Here is an 18,211-nt window from a genome sequence, read left to right on the forward strand (position 1 = left end):
ATAAGGATGAAATTCTATGTCATAGTCATTATATAGAAGGTTTGAAGTACTTCCTGTATGAGTACTGCTTATATTACATCCAATGAGTGTATTTGATAGAGTGGTCGAATCTGTTAAGTCTACTGTTATATTAACCGGGAATGTAATAGTAGTGTCTAGTGAACAATCGGGTACATTTGCATTTAAGAAATAAGATCCTGTATGGTGAGTCATCAATGCCGGATCACTATCAACTGTAGTCCATGTTGTATCTAATATGTTTAATTGGTATTCTCCAACTTGATTAACTGAAGTATTGATATCTACTTCACCATCAAAAAAGCTTAAGCTTATATTTGAGTCATTGGTATCGTTACAAAAAAAACTAGAGTTAGCTACAGTTATATCTCTAGGTTCAAAGATATAATGAGCTATATCATCTGTACTAACAAGTGGATCAAAAGATTTTGAATATCCTTTAGATGATGTATTATTACGGTGGTTTGTAGCATTTATTTCTAAAGCGTAATTATAGTCTGAGGCAATGTTTATCTCATTTATATTTGCAGTTGCAACTGCAGCTGTAACTCCAGAGTAGTTTGTGGTTAGTTTAATTGGTGGAGTGGCTGGATTTTCAGGGTCTGTTTGATTTTGGTCATATATATGCATTAAAAATGCTTCTGGCCTTATAGATAAATTATCCCTAGAACAATCAAATTTTGTGTTGTATCCATATATACACTCCATACATATTGAGATATCCTCAGGCGTCAGTCTATCACTATTATTTCCACAGTAGGTTGCAACAGTATCTGTATTATTTAATATCCCATCCATATCTTGACTGCATTCGCCTATATTTTGTACGAGTTCTGTAAAATTAATACTAAATGTACCGGCACGTCTACCTGCTTCAATTTTAACTAAATCATTATTTCCATCAGTAGTCATGTTGTAGCTAATTCTAAAAGCTGCATTAGATCTAGCATTTTGATAAAACTCCCAACTATTACTGATAGTTTGTGTTCCATTGGTTAAAGTTACCCTACCATCATCTATTGCTGCTTGTATAGCATCTTTATCAAACATTGTTGAGGTTTGATTTCCATCTTCATAAGTACCAATTTGAATCCATATTCTATCACTTATAGCAACTGATTGTTCATTACATGATGCTTGTGTATCGTGAAAAGCAGAAATATCTACTAGTTCAACAGCTACTACAGTTGAACGTTCGACTAGTTCATCAGAGTTGTTAGCATCTAAAGAGATTACTTTAAAGTTACCCTCTCTTGATGCTACTTGCGTTGGGATGTTGTAGTATGATTTTGTAATAGTTGGAGGAGGAGAGACATCCAGGTTATAGTAATCATTATGTACTACAGTAAAGAGTCCAGGTACAGGATCATAGGCAGAAGTTGCACTACATATAGGCACATCTGAGTTGATTAAACTAGATCTAGTTAAGGATACATTTTCAGTTGCAGACAGTGGAATGGTTAAATTATAATTTATCCGGGCATATATTGGCATAGAAAGATCACTCATCAATGGATCAATTGAAAAATAACTATAAAAATATTCAAAAGCATCAAAAGAGTCAATGGGTAGATCTTTTACGTAAGAATCACTTACATTTAGATCTGCATCATCAATCTTTGTTCTATAGAGTTCACCAGTCTCTGTTATCCAAGAACTTTCTGTTTTATAAGTTACTTGAGTTGTGTTAAAATCAAAAAAATCAAGAGTTACATTAGTTGCTACTATTTCAGAATCTTTAGTATTTTTAATATACATAGAAACTTCTATTGGATAGTCTGTATTATTAGCTATAACATCTCCAGTAAGTACAGGACCAGTTGAAGAATTGTAATCGTTAGTTATATATTGTTCTCCTTGTTTATATGCGTAGTCATAACATATAGTAGGTTCTCTTAAACCGTTTATTTTATTTACAAAGACACCGGTATCCCATGCTGAATCAGCTGTATCTGCAAGTGCCATTTTAAAGTGGTAGGTTACACCTGGTGTCAAATTATCAAGTGCTGCGTGAAGAGTATGGGTTAATCCATCATACTCTACGGTGATTGCTCCACCTGTATTATCTATAAAAAAAGCAGCATTTGTTAAGTCTTCTGGAGTACTATCATCAAAAACTCCAAGTGTTCCATCATTTACATTGTTTACTGTTACGGGTGGAAAGTTACTAATATCATCGACTGTGACAAATGTTTGACTATCTACGACTCTAGCAATATTATATGTTTGATTTAAATCTCCTCCGGATATAAAAAATCCAAATGAATCATTAAACTGGGAACCAACATATTCATTATATTCTTCTGAAGCAAATTGATAATCTATGAGTAGTAGTCTTGTGTTTTCATCTAAAGTTACATCAAATTCAAATATGATAGGATTATAAAAGGCTCTATTGTCAATAGCTAATAAATCGGCATCATTATAGGTTCCAGAAGCAGTAATTGATTTACCCCCAGAGTCATTTGTTGTAAAAGATTCATCTACACTCATACATGTGAGAAGAATACCCTCGTCAATCTCTAGTCCAATATCAGTACCATTTGAGAAGATACCTCTTTGTCCATCATCTCCATGAGTAATAGTTGGATTTGTAATTGCTATACCAATTCCCTCAATTTGCTCTGCCAGTTGCTGAGCCGTAGCAGCATCTGAAAAAGTTATAGCGGAAAAAAGTGAAGCAGGAGTAAAAAAAAGTAAAAATAATAAGGTTTTCATAACAGACTCCTCATGAAAAAAAGTGAACAGCTAAATTGGGCTCAACAGTGTTCTATACTTGTCTTAAATTCATTGTACTACTTTGTTAAGTAATTTATTCTTAAAGTGATAAAGTTTATTTAAAAAAAAAGATTAGATTTAAATGCTTTCAGAGATAATCTTAAAATATTTGAAATAAATATCCTTCAGGCATATTTATTTCAAAAACAGTGCAGCACTTATCTTCCATATATAAAATAAATTAAAGTATTGTTATTCTTTTATTTATTTAAAAAGCTAGAAATTTTTTCAGCAACTGCGTATACGGGTGAATCAGATAAAATAATTTGAGCAGCTTTATTGTTGTCAGTGTTAAAAACAAGTGGACCAACAAAATTTACTATTGAATCTTCTATTGGCGTTTGGATTAAAACTATGTTTAAAATTAATAAGTTTGATTCTTGTGTAGCATTGATAATTTCACTTATATTTGTTGGTACTTCAAAGTCGTATTCTCTTAAAATAAATGGATTTATGAGCGTAAATGAGATATGCTTTTCTGTTGTAGATTGCATCTTCATAAAAATATCATCAATTTTTTCTAACTCAACTTCCTTTACGTCTTCGAAGCCTAAAAGAGGGACACTTATATCAAATTTCATTAAAATCCTTTGAAAAATATGGGTTATTATAGCAGTATAAAGCATAAAATGTACCTTCTTTAATCATATATACATCTCTTTTAGATAGAATAACAAACAATTTTAATTAGGACTTTATATTTATGAAAATTACAAGCAGTTTTATACTTAGCATTTTGACTTCTCTTATACTTCTTAGCGGGTGTTCTAAAGATGTAGATGAATATAACAAGCCTGCAATATACTGGTACTCTCAACTTGTATCTGCAATTGCAAATCATGACCTTGATAAAGCGGATGCTTTTTATAGTTCTCTTCAAGGTGAACATATTGGTTCGCCACTTTTGCCTGAGGCAACACTGATTTTAGCAATTGCACATATGCATTATAAAGAGTATCTTTTAAGTGAGCATTTCTCAAATGAGTATGTAAAAAGGTACGCAAATATTAATGAAAGAGAATTTGCAGAATTTATGAAAATAAAAGCAAAGTACATGGCTCTTCCAAATCCTAGACGTGATCAGGTTCTTATGCAAGAAGCGATTCGTGATGGCGAAGTGTTCAAGCGAACTTATCCGAAGTCAATGTACTACTCAATAGTCGATACGATGCTTACAAACCTTAGGATGGCAGAAGCTGCTTTAAACGAGTCTATTGCAAATCTTTATGACAGGTTAGATAAACCAAGGTCTGCAGCATATTATAGAAGTATCAGACCTCAGACATGGATTAATTGGGAAGCGATTGATAGAGCAAAGACAGCGTGGTATAGAGAATGGTTTGAAGGTGATGGTACTGAGAGTTGGTATGCTTTTATGATTCCAGATACGCAAAGTGTTGTTTCACGTAACACTTTACAAGAAGAATACGTTGTTCCTCCAAAAGAGGGAAAAGTTATTGAAAATACAGAAAATTTTAGAACAACTTTAAGAAAACAAAATAAAGAATTAGAACAAGCTAAAAAGATGAGAGACTCTGGAATACTTAGTGATGCAGAGTACCAAAATCTAAGAAAAGAGACTTTTGGTGAAGACGCGCATTCATATTACCAAGACGTACAAATTAGCTCAGGAAAGACTACAAAATACATTTCTTCTATGCAAAAATCTCAACTTAGAAAAGCTAAAGCTTTAAGAAATGAGGGTGTTCTTAGTGACGAAGAATTTAAAGATTTAGAAAACGAGATATTAAACAATTAAAGAGAGATAAAAATATGAAATTAAGTAATTATGGTGAATTTCCAGCAGACGTGCCTGTTATAGCAGAAGATGAACTTTTTCTCTATCCATTTATGATTTCACCACTTTTTTTAAGTGATGAAGATAATATTAAGGCTGCAAGTAAAGCTATAGAAGAAAATTCTTTAGTTATCGTGTGTTCAACAAAAGATTCACATGTAGGTGAAAGAAACTTTGACTCACTTTATGAGGCTGGTGTTGTTGGTTCTATAATGAGAAAAGTAGCACTTCCAGATGGTAGGGTAAAGGTTCTTTTTCAAGGTCTCGCACGTGCAAAAATGTTACATCAAGTAAGTGAAGAACCGCTTATCGCTCATGTTGATATTCTTGAGGGTACAGAAGTAAATTCGCTTAAGATTGATGCAATTTTAGAGATTGTACGTGAAAAGGTAAGAACACTTTCAGCTGTAAGTAACTACTTCCCACCAGATTTACTCAAAACTATAGAAGAGAATCATGACCATAATCGTATAATTGATTTAATCTGCTCTACGGTAAAGTTAAAAAAAGATCAAGCATACAAAATGTTTGTTGAGGTAAATACCGAAGAGAGATTCTTACTTCTAATTGACTATCTTATAGAAGAAATAGAAGCAAATAAACTTCAAAAAGAGATTAAGTCAAAGGTACACACAAAGATTGAAAAAGTAAATAAAGAGTATTTTCTAAAAGAACAACTTAAACAAATTCAAAAAGAGTTAGGTACAGATACTGCTCGTGATGAAGAGATAGAAGAATATCGTAAAAAGTGTGAAGCAAAAAAATCGAAAATGGGCGAAGATGCTTATAAAGAGATTAAAAAACAAATAGATAGATTTGCTCGTATGCATCCTGATTCCTCTGATGCATCTATGACACAAACGTATCTTGATTGGGTTTTAGAAATTCCTTTTGGCGAGGAAGCTCGAAAAGCACTGAAAATCTCAGAAGTAGAAGTACAACTAGATAAAGACCATTTTTCTTTAGAAAAACCTAAAAAACGTATAGTTGAGTATTTTGCAGTAAAAGAACTTTTAGAATTACGTGGCATTAGTCATGAAAATTCTGCAGGTGCAATTTTATGTTTTTCTGGACCTCCAGGTGTTGGTAAAACATCACTTGCTAACTCAATCGCAACAGCACTGAAGCGTCCTCTTATTCGTATAGCTCTTGGTGGGCTTGAAGATGTAAATGAGTTACGTGGCCATAGACGTACTTATGTTGGTGCTATGCCAGGGCGTATTACACAAGGTCTTATCGATGCTAAGAAGATGAACCCTGTAATTGTCCTCGATGAGATAGATAAGATTACACGTTCACAACGTGGTGATCCAACAGCCGCACTTTTAGAGATTCTTGATCCTGAACAAAATTCTGAATTTAGGGATTATTATTTAAACTTTGATATTGATTTGAGCAACGTTATTTTTATTGCAACAGCAAATGATGTTGGTCGTATTCCAACTCCACTGCGTGACAGAATGGAGTTTATTCAAGTAAGTTCATATACTCCACAAGAAAAATTCGAAATTGCAAAAAGATATCTTGTACCTCAAGAACTTAAAAAGCATGGTCTTAAAAATAGTGAAGTAAGTATCTCTAAGCCAGCGCTTATAGAGTTAATTCATTCGTACACGAGAGAAGCAGGCGTGAGAAACTTACGTCGTCGTATTGCAGATATGAGTCGTAAATCAGCGAAACAAATACTAGAGAATCCTGAAGTAAATAAAGTTTCTGTATCTTTAAAAAACTTAAAAGACTTTTTTGATAAGTCAGTATTTGAGATAGAAAAAACAGATAAGATTCCTGTTATTGGAGTTGTTAATGGTCTTGCATGGACAGCTGTTGGTGGGGATGTTTTAAAGATAGAAACTATTCGTATTAAAGGTAAGGGTAATCTTCAGCTTACAGGTAGCCTAGGTGATGTTATGAAAGAGTCAGCTAGAATTGCTATGAGTGTTGTAAAAACATTGGTAGATAAAAGAATATTACAAATTGATATGGAAAATGTTCCCTTATCATTTAAAGAAAAAGATGAAAATATAAAAGTGGACCCGAGTGAAGTGTATAAGCGTTACGATATTCATTTACATGTTCCAGATGGTTCGACTCCTAAAGATGGTCCAAGTGCAGGTGTTGCTATGGTTTGTGTTATTTCATCTATACTAAGTTCAAAAAAAATACGCTCAGAAATTGCAATGACAGGAGAAGTTTCACTTAGTGGAGATGTTATGCCAATTGGTGGATTAAAAGAAAAACTTATTGCTGCACATAAAGCTGGCATGACTAAGGTGTTAATTCCTCAAAAGAATTACGAAAGAGACTTAGAAGATATTCCTAAAGAAGTACAAGACTCTCTAGAAATTGTTGGAATGAGGAGAGTAGAAGAAGTACTAAAACAAGTTCTTATATAGAACTTGTTAGACTAAAACAGTTTCAATTTTTCTAATAAGATCATCTCTTCTGATAGGTTTCATCAAGAAAGCATTTGCTCCAAATTCTAGAGCTTCCCCTTTTTTTGTTTCGTCTGTTGTTAAAACAATAATGGGAACTTGTTCAAGTCTGTCATCTGCACGCGCAACCTTTAATACATCAATTCCACCCATTATAGGCATAATGATATCTAAGAGTACTAAGTCAATATCTTCTCTTCCTTTTAAAAAGTCAATAGCATCAGAACCATTTTTAGCTTCGATCACTTCTTGAACTTTACCACTTTTCATTAGCATAGATTTTAGTAATTTTAAGTTTATCATATCATCATCAACGGCTAATACAATTAAATTTTCTTTTGACATTGGTTACCTTTTAAATAAATTTTTCAAAAACAAGTCTAAGCAGGTCTTTGTTTACAACATTTTTGATTGTTTCATGAACATATACTTTATCTTCTGGAGCTTCTGGACTTGATGGGTCAGAAATTAAAATAAGACTTGTAGAGAGTTGTTTACTTTCATTTGAATCTTTGACTTTTTTGGAGAATGCAGGTAGGTCAAGTCCCTCACATTCTTTGTCAAAAAGAATAACCTTATATGTTGATGCCTCAACAAAACTTTGAATCTCTTCATTTGAATGAGCAACATCATAACTGTACCCCATAGAGTCTAGAAGTTTAGCAAAAAGTTTTGATTCAAAAAGACTTTTTTTAGCAAGTAAAATATCTGCTTTATATGTGTGTTCTAGTATCTCGGGGATAAGATCTTCAGTCTCCACAGGTTCGAGAATCTCTTCTTCTACTATGTCAATGGTACTCTCTTCAATGATAGCTTCTTCAGTAATTTCTACTTCTACGAATGTAGTAACTTCTTTTACTTCTTCAATAATTGGCTCTAGAGCTAGTTCTTCTACAATAACTTCATCTGATTGAGTTACATCTTCTGTTTTTACTTCAATTATATGATCAGCTAAAAAGTGATTAAGTAGAGAAATAATTTCAGATCTTACTAATGGTTTCGTTGTGTACTCATCTAAGCCCGCTGCAAGAAATCGTTCACGATCTCCTTTTAATGCGTTTGCTGTTAAAGCTATGATTGGAACATGTACTTGATTGTAGTCTTCTTCGTACTCCAGAATTTCTTGAGTTGCTTCAACTCCATCAAGAAAAGGCATTTGAATATCCATAAACATCAAGTCAAAGTTTCCATCTTTTCTTTTTTGGAAAGCGTCTAGACCATTGTTGGCTATGGTAATTGTTAAGCCAATATCTTCGAGAGTTCTCTTGATAAGCTTTTGATTGATTATATTGTCTTCCGCGATAAGAACATTAGCATTAAATTTTGAAGTGTCAGCATTAAATTTTGTGCGATTTGTTTTCTTACTTTGTTTTAGTTTAAAGTTTTGTGAATGATAATTATCAAGCAAAGCTTTGACTTTTGAGTTGGTAAGTGGCTCAAATAATGTTTTAAACGTATTAAGGTTAAGGGCATCTAACTTTCTTATATAGGTTGCTTTAGTAAGTAAGATAAACTCTTGAGTTTGTGATGCATAATTTTGTAAGTTATCTACATCTGTACAGTAATCATAATCAACAAAAAGTAGGTCGTAATCAACTCTTGATTGTAAGCTTTCTAATTCACTTTTGTCTTTAAATATTGTATAGCTTACACCATAAAAATCAAGATATTCTTTAAGGTATATAGCTTGAGCTTTTGGTTTGTGTGCGTCTTCAAGAAGAAGAGCATTAATATTTGAAAAATTACCTCTATTTGTTTCATTTAATGTCTCTATCTCTTCAAACTCAATACTAAAGAAGAATGTAGTGCCTTCACCAGTTTCACTGTGAAGATCAAGTTCTCCACCCATAAGTTCAATAAATCTACTTGAAATAGTAAGCCCTAGACCCGTACCACCATATTTACGAGTAATTGATGTATCCGCTTGGGAAAATGCTTCAAAGATTTTTGATTTTTGCTCACTTGTTACACCGATACCACTATCTTGTACTTCAAACATAACTTTTGTTATTCCAGCTTGTTGGGACTCTACTCTTCTAATATTTACATTTATAGAACCGGAACTACTTGTAAATTTAACTGCATTTGAAAGAAGATTAATAATGACCTCTTTAATCTTGGTCGGATCACCTTTGAGTGGTTGTTCAAGCTCTGGGTCTATAAAACATCCAAGATCAATATGCTTTTCACTTGCCCGAACAGCGTAAACTTCTACTGCACTTTCAAATTCTTCTATAGGATTAAAGATAATATCTTCAATCTCAAGTTTATTACTCTCAATTTTAGAAAGGTCAAGAATATTATTGATAATTTCAAGAAGGTTTTCAGACGATTTCTCAATTATTTCAACAAACTCAGCCTGTTCTTCTTCAAGGCCAGTATCTTTTAAAAGTTCAGTAAAACCAACAATACCATTAAGCGGCGTTCGAATTTCATGCGACATATTTGCAAGGAACATAGACTTCGCTTCACTTGCTTCTTGTGCTGCAACTTTATCGTCTCGTGTTTGTTGGATAATGGTTTCGAGAAGTTTGTAAGCTTCAGCCGTTCCACTTGAAGAGTGAAGGTCAATAGTAATTGCATGGCCATGCGTATCTCTTGTATCTTCTGCAACACCACGAAGGACATTTTCAAGGTTTTTAATATTTGAGGCAATTTCATTAGATAATAAGTATCCCAACATACCCATGACAATGGAAGTGAACCAAACAGTAATTGATAAGATAAGAATTTGTAAAGCATCTGTCTGCGCTTGAGATGCTCTTTCATCCATTGCTTTTAGAACTGTTTCTTGTGCGTTTGAGATAATATTTACCTTCTCAGAAAGCATAGTAAACCATATACCAGAACCTAGCTCATATTCTCCAGTACTTGCAAGAGAGAGGATCGCTGTTCTCTCTTCATTGATGTCATTTATAAGTTCTACGTTATCTTCATCTTTAAATATTAATGTGAGCTTACTGCCAAGCTCTTTATTTGTTAAAGTGTCATAAGCAATGAATGCAGACTTCCCAATAAGTGAAATCCAAAGGTTTAATTCTTCTGCTTGTAGTGTAGAAGAACGTGCAAGAGTGTAAGAGATTAAATCTCTTTCTTCAGCTGTAAATGCCTTTATGTGTACTAAAGAAGTATACGCGTCAGAAAGCTCTTTAATCTCTTCATCAGTTTGATTTTTAGTGAGTGCCTCTAGCTGTAAAATTGCATTATGCTGCGCGGAACCATAGACTTCCTCATAGACCTCTTTGAAAGAAGCTTTTTGTTCATCAACAAGCTTTCTCATCTCCTTTATACTATCGATAGATGCACTAATTGATTGTGTATTTGCACATGTTTCACATGAGGACTTATCATCACTATCATCATGAGATTCTAGGTGTAGATTCATATTTGATAGATATAGTGTACTTTGATCATCAACATTTTTTCTTTGTTTAAGGAGAGAAGAAAGTGTATTTGGTGATGAATTACCAAGATAGATTACAGTCATACCACGTTCTCTAGAGATATTACCGATCAGGTCACTTAGTTGTTTGTTTTCTGAGAGCTTACTTTGCAGTTCTTTTGCCGCATTGTAATTAATAAAAGAAGTGTAGGCAAAATATGTTGTTATAGCAAATAATAAAAGTATCGGTAGTAAACTAATAAGTCGAAGTCTGTTTTTTAATCCAAATTGCATTTTTTATCCCTCTACATTTGATATAGCTACAAGAGCTTGAGAAATTCTTAAACTAGCATCTTTTGCTATTTCTATATCTTGCGTTTGGATAAGCGTTTCTAAGTACATTGTAAAGTCTTTTATTCTCATATTATCACTCATACCTTTAAGTTGGATAGATTTATGTTGCCAAGTTTCTGGATCATTAGCTTCTATAGCTTTGGAAATACTACGGGATAACTCTTTAGATTCAATTAAATAATCCTCAAAAAGTTCCATAAAGTTTTCTTGACTTAAACCTATCTCACTTGCTACGAGTTTGGCATCATAGCTTGATGCTTTTTGCTCTGTTATAGGTAAGGGAACTTCTTCAATGATTTTAGTTTCAGTAATTTGAGGTTCTTCTTGTGTGAAGATATCAAGGTCTTCTTCTAAGTTTATGTCATTCTCTAAGCTGAACTCTTCAAGTTCACTTACTTCGGTACTTTCGCTAGATTCAATCGAGCTTTCTGGCGTTACTTCTATATTTAGTTCTTTTAAAAAATCATCATCCGCAAGTTCTGGAATATCAATTCTTATCTCCGGTTCAGTAATTTCTTTTTCAAGAATAACTTCTTCTTTAGGAGAAAAAATATCTGTCATTTCTTCATTGAAGGGAGTGAGTTCTAGAAGTTCTTGAGTTTCTTCTGTATCATTGAATTCTATAGGACTAGTATCGGATACGTCTGCCAGTGTATTTTCATTTTTGGTAACCAAAATTGTTTCACCAGCAAGTTTTGAAACAATATTATATAAGAGATCTAATTGTGTTTTAATCTCATTAAGATTCTGAGAGATATTTATGATTGTTAAACTTTCTAAGGCATCTTCAATACGCAAGTTTGCAGCAACGCCCTTGAGTTTATGAGAGAGTATTTTAATATTATCCCCATCACTTGTATCAAGTGATTGGTACAACTCATTTTTAAACTCTTTAGCTTGGGCAATGAAATCTTCGATAAATTCTTCAATCAAATCAACAGGAAGACCAAGCTCATCCGAAGCAACATGAGGGTCGAATACATATCCGTTATCAAAAGCCTCTGAATATGTTTGAACTTCCTCTGTAGTAGCATGGTTAGCTTCTTCGAAGGTATCAGGGAGGTCTAAATCGATTTTTAACTCATCTTCTAAAGTATCGGTTTCTGTAAGGTCATCTGTAAAATGAAGGTCTAAAGGAAGATCTAAGTCAATGGCTGGATGAAAACTATCAGGGGTTTCTATCACTTGTATAGTTTCTTCTAGCTCCAAAAGAGGTTTTTCTTCAATAGCAGGGGAGATAAATACAGGAGTTACAATTGGAGTAGGGATAGGTGTCGCTACTGGTTTTGCTAAGGATATATTAGATACATCGCTGTTATCTAGTAAATCTCGTATATTGCTTAGATATACTAAAAAAGCTTTTGAAGTAGGATCATCGCTTAGATACAGCGTTTTTACATCTAAAAGACAACGAAATTTTTTATCCTTAGCATTGATAATTACCTTTGTACTTTCTATTGAGTCTGCACATATGACAAAATCAATCCAATGAACATGTTTAAAGTTGTGAACATGCCCTGGCGTCTTAACGAACATGTCAGCAAAGTCTAAAGCTTCGCTTTTTAATTCCTCTAAATTTGTAAAGCCAAGTATATTTAGGTCTGATTCGTCAATACCTATAAATTCTTTTTTATGGTTGTAAATTAGCATTATTCTACCTTAACCCTGATCTGCATACATTTTTTCATAGGTAGCTTCATTTTCTTCTATATTTTTTCTAGAAGCAGGCTTCCTAGATGCAATATATCCTATTACATTATGGTGCTCGTCTTCAATAGGTAGAACTTCAGTATCAACCCAATAGTAAAGACCATCTTTGCGTATATTTTTGACAAGACCGTTCCAGGTATGACCACTGGATATGGTATTCCACATTTTTTCAAATGCGGCTTTCGGCATCTCTGGATGTCTGACGATATTATGTGAACTTCCGACAAGTTCATCGACGGCATAGCCAGAGACTTCACAAAATTTTCTATTTGCGAATGTAATGTTACCTAAGAGGTCAGTTTGGGAGATGATGATGCTCCCTTCAAAATGGTACTCTTCATCAATTGGTGTTACTTTACTCATAATAAAACCTTATAGCTTTTAATCTAAAATATTAATAACTTTAATATATCATAAACTATACTAAAGAATACTTATTTATAAATGTTTTTGATTAGTTTTGCGTCACTTGTATTTAAAACAGCACTTATATCCTCAAGGCTTAAAGATTTCAGTGATTCGAAAGTTCCAAAATGATTAAGAAGTTTTTTCACTTTAGCAGGTGAAATACCATATACATTTAAAAGTTTTGACTCTTTATCAAGTTTTAATTTTGTTTTTTTATGAAAAGTTATTGCGGATCTATGTGCTTCATCTCTTAAATTTTGAGCCCATTGAAGACGTTTGTCACTTGCTGGCAATTTAAAACTCTCATCGCTTGTATGTAGAATATCTAAGGCTTTTCCTTTTGCCCGATGAGATTTTGCATCGATTTTTTCTTTGGATATAGCTATCGCATCTATGAAAACAGCAGAAGAGTCTAGTATTTCGCGAGCTAATTTCAAAAGAGTAGTTCCTCCATCAATTATCCATAAGTCTGGAGGTGAGTTTTTCTCGAAACTCTTTACTCGTCTTGTAAGAGTTTCTCTCATTTGGGCATATTCGTCTTTTGCCTCTAAATGATAAGTGCGATATGATTTTTTATCGAATTTTGACTTATCATAGACTATCATGGCTCCGACTGTAGCAACTCCTGACATATGGGAGTTGTCAAATACTTCCACACGTAAAGGTAGTCTTTGTAAATGGAGTAAGTCTTTTATTCCTTCTAGGACTTGATTCGAGTCTTTAGAGATATCTTTTTTTAGTAGCTCATTTGCATTTAAAAGAGCTAAATCAATTAGATGTTTTTTATCCCCTCTCAAAGGTCTATTTATGTGCGCTTTTCTCTCAAAAATTGAGCTTAAATGTTTTTGTATAATTTCAAGACCATCAAAATCATTAGCAACTAAAATAGGGGCAATAATAGGAGGCTTTTCTTTAGTGTAGAAATCTAACAATACTCGTAGATATATCTCATTTTCATCGTAACCTTCATTAAGTTGAATGAAGTCGTGAGAGGAAGAAATTATTTTACCGTTTCTCATAAAAATTCGAATTACAACTGCACGGCTTTGAGAATTGCTAACTGCAAAAATGTCATAATTTTCACCACTCGCAAAATCAATGTCACTTTTAATCTCAGAACGAGAAATTTTCTCAATTCTATCGCGTAATTCCCCAGCTTCTTCAAAACGCATATCTTCTGCATAAAAAAGCATTTTTTCTTCTAGCTTTTTTATAAGAAGTTTTTTGTTTTGAATAAGCTCTAAACCTAAATCTAATTCTTGTTTATAACGCTCTTTCGTGATCGGAAGTTCACAGGGTCCTAAACACTTGTCTATTTGATGATAAAGACAAAGCTTTTTAGACTTTAAACAGCCTTTCTTTTGTACAAGTTTACACAATTCATATACAGAATCTAAAATATCTCTAGCTCCAACAGAGTAAGGACCAAAATATGTAATATCTGCACTTTTAATAATTTTTCTTGTAATGTCATATCTTGGAAAATCTAAAGAATTGTCTATATAAATATAAGGGTATGTTTTGTCATCACGAAGTAAGATATTATACTTAGGATTAAGCTGCTTGATGAGAGAGTTCTCAAGGATAAGTGCATCATGCTCAGATTTTACGACAATATAATGGAGGGATGTAGTTTGTTCTAGCATCCGAATAATTCGAGTAGATAAAGTACTTTTGGGGTGAAGTTCTGGCGTAAAACTAAAGTAGCTTTTTACCCGTTTAGAAAGATCCTTTGCCTTTCCCACATAAAGTAAGTTCTCATATTTATCAAAGTACTGATACACTCCCGGAGTATGTGGGAGTTGAATGATTTTTTCTCTAAGTGTCATTGTTGGCTTGTCTGGCTTTTATAATTTCTTGAATACTTCTTACAAGAGAGTTTAATTTTTCATCGTGAATTTGTACGCATACTTCACCACTTGCTCTTTCTTTGTAATATTGTCTAGCAATTTTTTTTGGCTCCTGTCTTTTGATTGGAGAATGGGTAACGAAAGCTTTTATATCAGTTATAGTCGCACTTTCGCATTCATCTGGTGTGTGAAAATTTAAAACACTTTTGATATTTTTTACCTGATTGTTGAACTCTTGTTTACCAGCATTATGGTTTAGGACAAAAAATAGGGTATTATTCTGAAAATATGCAAATTTTACAAATCTTGTAAATGAAGGCATAAACATAGATTGTATTTTATCAATACATTTAAATTTTTTTAATTTAGAAAATTGAGGTTTATTTTGAAGAGTAGTAATTATTTGAGTAGCATTTTTCATATGCTAATTATAGCGATGTTTTTGTTAGGTCTAAATGGGTGTGGATATAAAGCTAATCCATTTTATGTACAAGAAGCTACTTCTGAAGATGAAAATGTTAAGTTTATACTAAAAGAGCCAAGCACTAAGAAATGAAATATGATGTAATAATTATTGGTGCTGGTATTGCAGGTTTATACGCAGCGATGCTTTTGCCAAAAACAAAAAAAGTACTTGTCATAAATAAACGTGAAACTTTTAAGTGTAATAGCTTCTATGCTCAGGGTGGAGTTGCTCTTGCTCGAGATAATGATGATATACAACCTCATATCGAGGACACTCTTAATGCTGGAGACGGATTATGCTCTAGTGACGCAGTAAATGTTTTAAGTAACAACTCTCGAGAAGTTATTGATGATATTATTGAACGTGGTTTTGATTTTGATAAAGATGAATCTGGTAATTTACTGTACACGAAAGAGGCCGCACATTCCTGTAAGAGAATTCTTCATGCTGGGGGAGATGCAACTGGGCGATACATACATCATTTTTTACTCAAGAATAATCCTCATGCCCAACTCTCAAATGCCAGAGTAGTTGATTTACTCATTAAAGATGGCGAATGTTACGGGGTTACTGTTCTTGATCATCGCGAGAGCTACAATATCTATGCTCGTGATGTAATTATCGCTAGTGGTGGAGTCGGCTCACTATATGAGTACCACACAAATGCCCCTTGCATTAGCGCAGACTTACAAGGGCTGTCTCTTATGAAAGGGATTGAATTAGAGCGAATGGAGATGATGCAGTTTCACCCAACGGTATACGTCAATTCAGATAATGCACAAAAAATGTTACTTACAGAAGCACTTCGTGGGGAAGGTGCTACTTTAGAAGATGAAGATGGACGAAGGTTTATGTTTGACTATGATGAACGTGGTGAACTCGCTTCTCGAGATATCGTGAGTAAAGCTATCTATGATTATGTAAAAAAAACAGGATCGCAAGTATATTTGTCAATGAGTAATTTCGAATACCATTATTTTATGAATCGATTTCCAAATATTTTTAAATATTTTCAGGACTTGGGGTATGATTTACCAGAACAAAGACTACCTATATCCCCAGCCTTTCATTATGCTATAGGCGGTATAAAAACGCAACTTAATGGTAGAGTTCCGAGTATAAAAAACCTATACGCCGTAGGTGAAGTTGCTTCAACGCAAGTTCATGGTGCAAATCGTCTTGCATCAAATTCACTTCTTGAAGGCTTAGTATTTGCAAAAGAGGCGGTAACAAGTATTTTAAATAATAAAACTGAGAAAACATTTCTTAGCTTTGACGTCTTAAATACTACAATGAGCCTTAGAAAAGATAAAGAAAAGAAGAATCAACTTCGTAAAATTATGTGGGAAAAGGTCTCAATAGTGAGGTCTAAAAGTGGACTAAATGAAGCTTTGGAACAAATTAATGCTCTTTTAAATGAAAAAGTTGGTAGACTACTACAATTTCGTTTGTTAACGGCTAGAGAGATTGTAAAATCAGCCTTAGCAAGAGATAAATCTATTGGTGTTCATACTAGAGTAGATTAAGAATTAGTATAATTAGGAGAACGAATGTTAAAACTTTTATCGATACTTGGATTCTCAAGTGTTGCGTTAATGGCAAGTGGTGGAGGTAGTGCTGGTGCAATTCCAGATATTACTTTTACGTGGGTTGGATATGGAGCTTTAATTATTTTTGTTATAGCGTACTATTTTGTAGCTATGGAAGAAAAATATCATATTGATAAAGCAAAACCAGCTTTATTTGCGGGTACTTTTATATTTATGTTAATCGCATTTTATTATATGCTACATGGTATGGATATGAACCTTGTTCATACACAAGCACAACATTTGATTTTGGAAATTGCTGAAATTTTCTTTTTCTTATTTGTTGCAATGACATATATAGAATCTATGATTCATATGAGAGTATTTGATAAATTAAAATACAATCTTATTTCTAAGGGTTACACATATAGACAACTCTTTTGGGTAACAGGTATTTTAGCATTCTTTATTTCTCCGATTGCCGACAACTTAACAACTGCACTTATTCTTTCAACTGTATTAATTACAATTGAGAAAGAAAATAAAGCGTTTTTAGTTCCTGGTGCAATTAATATTGTTGTAGCTGCAAATGCGGGTGGTGCGTGGTCTCCATTTGGAGATATTACTACACTTATGGCATGGACAGCAGGTAAGGGAACTTTTGTTGACTTCTTATTTTTATTTCCAGCATCAATTATTGGTTATTTAGTTACAGCAGCTATTTTAAGTAGATTTGTACCAACTGATGTACCAGATTTTGATATTACTAAAGAAGAGAATCCTGTGATGATGGATGGAGCAAAAGTGGTAATTGCTCTTGGTGTATTTACAATATTTTGTGCTGTAATGTCGCATCAAGTCTTACATCTTCCAGCTATGTGGGGTATGATGTTTGGTCTTTCACTTCTTAAACTTTATGACTATAGACTTAAAAAGAAACATGGGAAAGGTTTTGATGTATTTACTTCAATGGCAAAAATTGAAAACAATACTTTAATGTTTTTCTTTGGTATTTTAGCAGCTGTTGGAGCACTTTACTTTATCGGTTGGTTAGCGCTTGCTGCTGTAGTGTACGACCCATCAGTTCTTGGGCCAACTTGGTCAAATATCGGTGTTGGTTTCCTTTCTGCTATTGTAGATAATGTACCTGTTATGTCAGCTGTACTTAAAGCTTCACCAGAGATGGGCCTTGATCAATGGATGCTAGTAACATTAACTGCTGGGGTAGGTGGATCACTCATTTCTTTTGGTTCTGCTGCTGGTGTTGGTGTTATGGGTAAGCTACCAGGTATTTATACTTTTGGTGCGCATATGAAATACTCTTGGACTATTCTAGTAGGATATATCGTGTCCGTATCTGTTTGGTATTTTCAATACCAAGTATTAGGTATAGGTCACTAGGTTTATACTAACTAGATGATTTCTAGGTATTTTCCTAGAAATCAATCACTTCCTTTCTCAATTACAAATCAAATATTAATCTAAG

At 33.4% G+C, this 18,211-nt stretch carries 13 protein-coding genes; 5 read left to right on the forward strand and 8 right to left on the reverse strand.

Features of this window, described 5'->3' with window-relative positions:
* Positions 1-2,736: choice-of-anchor L domain-containing protein (locus ACI9TV_RS08195; RefSeq protein ID WP_415250291.1), on the reverse strand; the 2,736-nt coding region annotated here is incomplete at its 3' end.
* A gap of 260 nt (positions 2,737-2,996) precedes the next feature.
* A complete protein-coding gene (gene fliW / locus ACI9TV_RS08200) occupies positions 2,997-3,377 on the reverse strand; it encodes a flagellar assembly protein FliW (protein ID WP_415250292.1) in 381 nt (126 codons plus the stop codon).
* Positions 3,378-3,499: 122 nt separating this feature from the next.
* Here fliW and bamD point away from each other — a divergent pair, with 122 nt between their 5' ends.
* Both bamD and lon read left to right on the forward strand, forming a co-directional pair.
* A complete protein-coding gene (gene bamD, locus ACI9TV_RS08205) occupies positions 3,500-4,555 on the forward strand; it encodes an outer membrane protein assembly factor BamD (RefSeq protein ID WP_415250293.1) in 1,056 nt (351 codons plus the stop codon).
* Positions 4,556-4,569: 14 nt separating this feature from the next.
* Positions 4,570-6,987: an endopeptidase La gene (gene lon, locus ACI9TV_RS08210; protein ID WP_415250294.1), complete on the forward strand. Its 2,418-nt coding sequence runs from the start codon at positions 4,570-4,572 to the stop codon at positions 6,985-6,987.
* Between the two features lie 6 nt (positions 6,988-6,993).
* Here lon and ACI9TV_RS08215 read toward each other — a convergent pair whose 3' ends face one another.
* The 6 genes from ACI9TV_RS08215 to ACI9TV_RS08240 form a co-directional block, all read right to left on the reverse strand.
* On the reverse strand, positions 6,994-7,371 hold the full coding sequence (locus tag ACI9TV_RS08215; protein ID WP_415250295.1) for a response regulator: 378 nt from the start codon (positions 7,369-7,371) through the stop codon (positions 6,994-6,996).
* A 10-nt stretch (positions 7,372-7,381) separates the two neighbouring features.
* A complete protein-coding gene (locus tag ACI9TV_RS08220; protein WP_415250296.1) occupies positions 7,382-10,702 on the reverse strand; it encodes an ATP-binding protein in 3,321 nt (1,106 codons plus the stop codon).
* 3 nt (positions 10,703-10,705) lie between these two features.
* On the reverse strand, positions 10,706-12,412 hold the full coding sequence (locus tag ACI9TV_RS08225) for an Hpt domain-containing protein (protein WP_415250297.1): 1,707 nt from the start codon (positions 12,410-12,412) through the stop codon (positions 10,706-10,708).
* A gap of 9 nt (positions 12,413-12,421) precedes the next feature.
* A complete protein-coding gene (locus tag ACI9TV_RS08230; protein WP_415250298.1) occupies positions 12,422-12,835 on the reverse strand; it encodes a PAS domain-containing protein in 414 nt (137 codons plus the stop codon).
* A gap of 71 nt (positions 12,836-12,906) precedes the next feature.
* On the reverse strand, positions 12,907-14,709 hold the full coding sequence (gene uvrC / locus ACI9TV_RS08235; protein ID WP_415250299.1) for an excinuclease ABC subunit UvrC: 1,803 nt from the start codon (positions 14,707-14,709) through the stop codon (positions 12,907-12,909).
* A complete protein-coding gene (locus tag ACI9TV_RS08240; RefSeq protein ID WP_415250300.1) occupies positions 14,699-15,151 on the reverse strand; it encodes a hypothetical protein in 453 nt (150 codons plus the stop codon). Before ACI9TV_RS08240 ends, uvrC begins: the two co-directional genes overlap by 11 nt.
* Here ACI9TV_RS08240 and ACI9TV_RS08245 point away from each other — a divergent pair, their 5' ends adjacent.
* The 3 genes from ACI9TV_RS08245 to nhaD are packed head-to-tail and all read left to right on the forward strand — an operon-like array spanning position 15,152 to position 18,126.
* Positions 15,152-15,286 (forward strand): hypothetical protein, encoded by a 135-nt coding sequence (locus tag ACI9TV_RS08245; RefSeq protein ID WP_415250301.1) that lies wholly within the window; start codon positions 15,152-15,154, stop codon positions 15,284-15,286. It begins immediately after the preceding gene.
* Positions 15,283-16,722 carry an L-aspartate oxidase gene (nadB, locus tag ACI9TV_RS08250; RefSeq protein WP_415250302.1) on the forward strand — a complete coding sequence of 480 codons (1,440 nt, stop codon included), beginning with the start codon at positions 15,283-15,285 and terminating at the stop codon, positions 16,720-16,722. Before ACI9TV_RS08245 ends, nadB begins: the two co-directional genes overlap by 4 nt.
* Positions 16,723-16,746: 24 nt before the next feature.
* Positions 16,747-18,126: a sodium:proton antiporter NhaD gene (gene nhaD / locus ACI9TV_RS08255; RefSeq protein WP_415250303.1), complete on the forward strand. Its 1,380-nt coding sequence runs from the start codon at positions 16,747-16,749 to the stop codon at positions 18,124-18,126.
* The last annotated feature ends 85 nt before the right edge of the window (positions 18,127-18,211 follow it).

This window comes from Sulfurimonas sp., from assembly GCF_047622445.1.
In the GTDB taxonomy this organism is placed as follows: domain Bacteria; phylum Campylobacterota; class Campylobacteria; order Campylobacterales; family Sulfurimonadaceae; genus Sulfurimonas.

Excerpts from the sequence above, each read along its gene's own strand:
- fliW (WP_415250292.1), bottom strand. The coding sequence starts at position 3,377 with ATGAAATTTGATATAAGTGTCCCTCTTTTAGGCTTCGAAGACGTAAAG.
- bamD (WP_415250293.1), top strand. The coding sequence starts at position 3,500 with ATGAAAATTACAAGCAGTTTTATACTTAGCATTTTGACTTCTCTTATA.
- lon (WP_415250294.1), top strand. The coding sequence starts at position 4,570 with ATGAAATTAAGTAATTATGGTGAATTTCCAGCAGACGTGCCTGTTATA.
- ACI9TV_RS08215 (WP_415250295.1), bottom strand. The coding sequence starts at position 7,371 with ATGTCAAAAGAAAATTTAATTGTATTAGCCGTTGATGATGATATGATA.
- ACI9TV_RS08220 (WP_415250296.1), bottom strand. The coding sequence starts at position 10,702 with ATGCAATTTGGATTAAAAAACAGACTTCGACTTATTAGTTTACTACCG.
- ACI9TV_RS08225 (WP_415250297.1), bottom strand. The coding sequence starts at position 12,412 with ATGCTAATTTACAACCATAAAAAAGAATTTATAGGTATTGACGAATCA.
- ACI9TV_RS08230 (WP_415250298.1), bottom strand. The coding sequence starts at position 12,835 with ATGAGTAAAGTAACACCAATTGATGAAGAGTACCATTTTGAAGGGAGC.
- uvrC (WP_415250299.1), bottom strand. The coding sequence starts at position 14,709 with ATGACACTTAGAGAAAAAATCATTCAACTCCCACATACTCCGGGAGTG.
- ACI9TV_RS08240 (WP_415250300.1), bottom strand. The coding sequence starts at position 15,151 with ATGAAAAATGCTACTCAAATAATTACTACTCTTCAAAATAAACCTCAA.
- ACI9TV_RS08245 (WP_415250301.1), top strand. The coding sequence starts at position 15,152 with ATGCTAATTATAGCGATGTTTTTGTTAGGTCTAAATGGGTGTGGATAT.
- nadB (WP_415250302.1), top strand. The coding sequence starts at position 15,283 with ATGAAATATGATGTAATAATTATTGGTGCTGGTATTGCAGGTTTATAC.
- nhaD (WP_415250303.1), top strand. The coding sequence starts at position 16,747 with ATGTTAAAACTTTTATCGATACTTGGATTCTCAAGTGTTGCGTTAATG.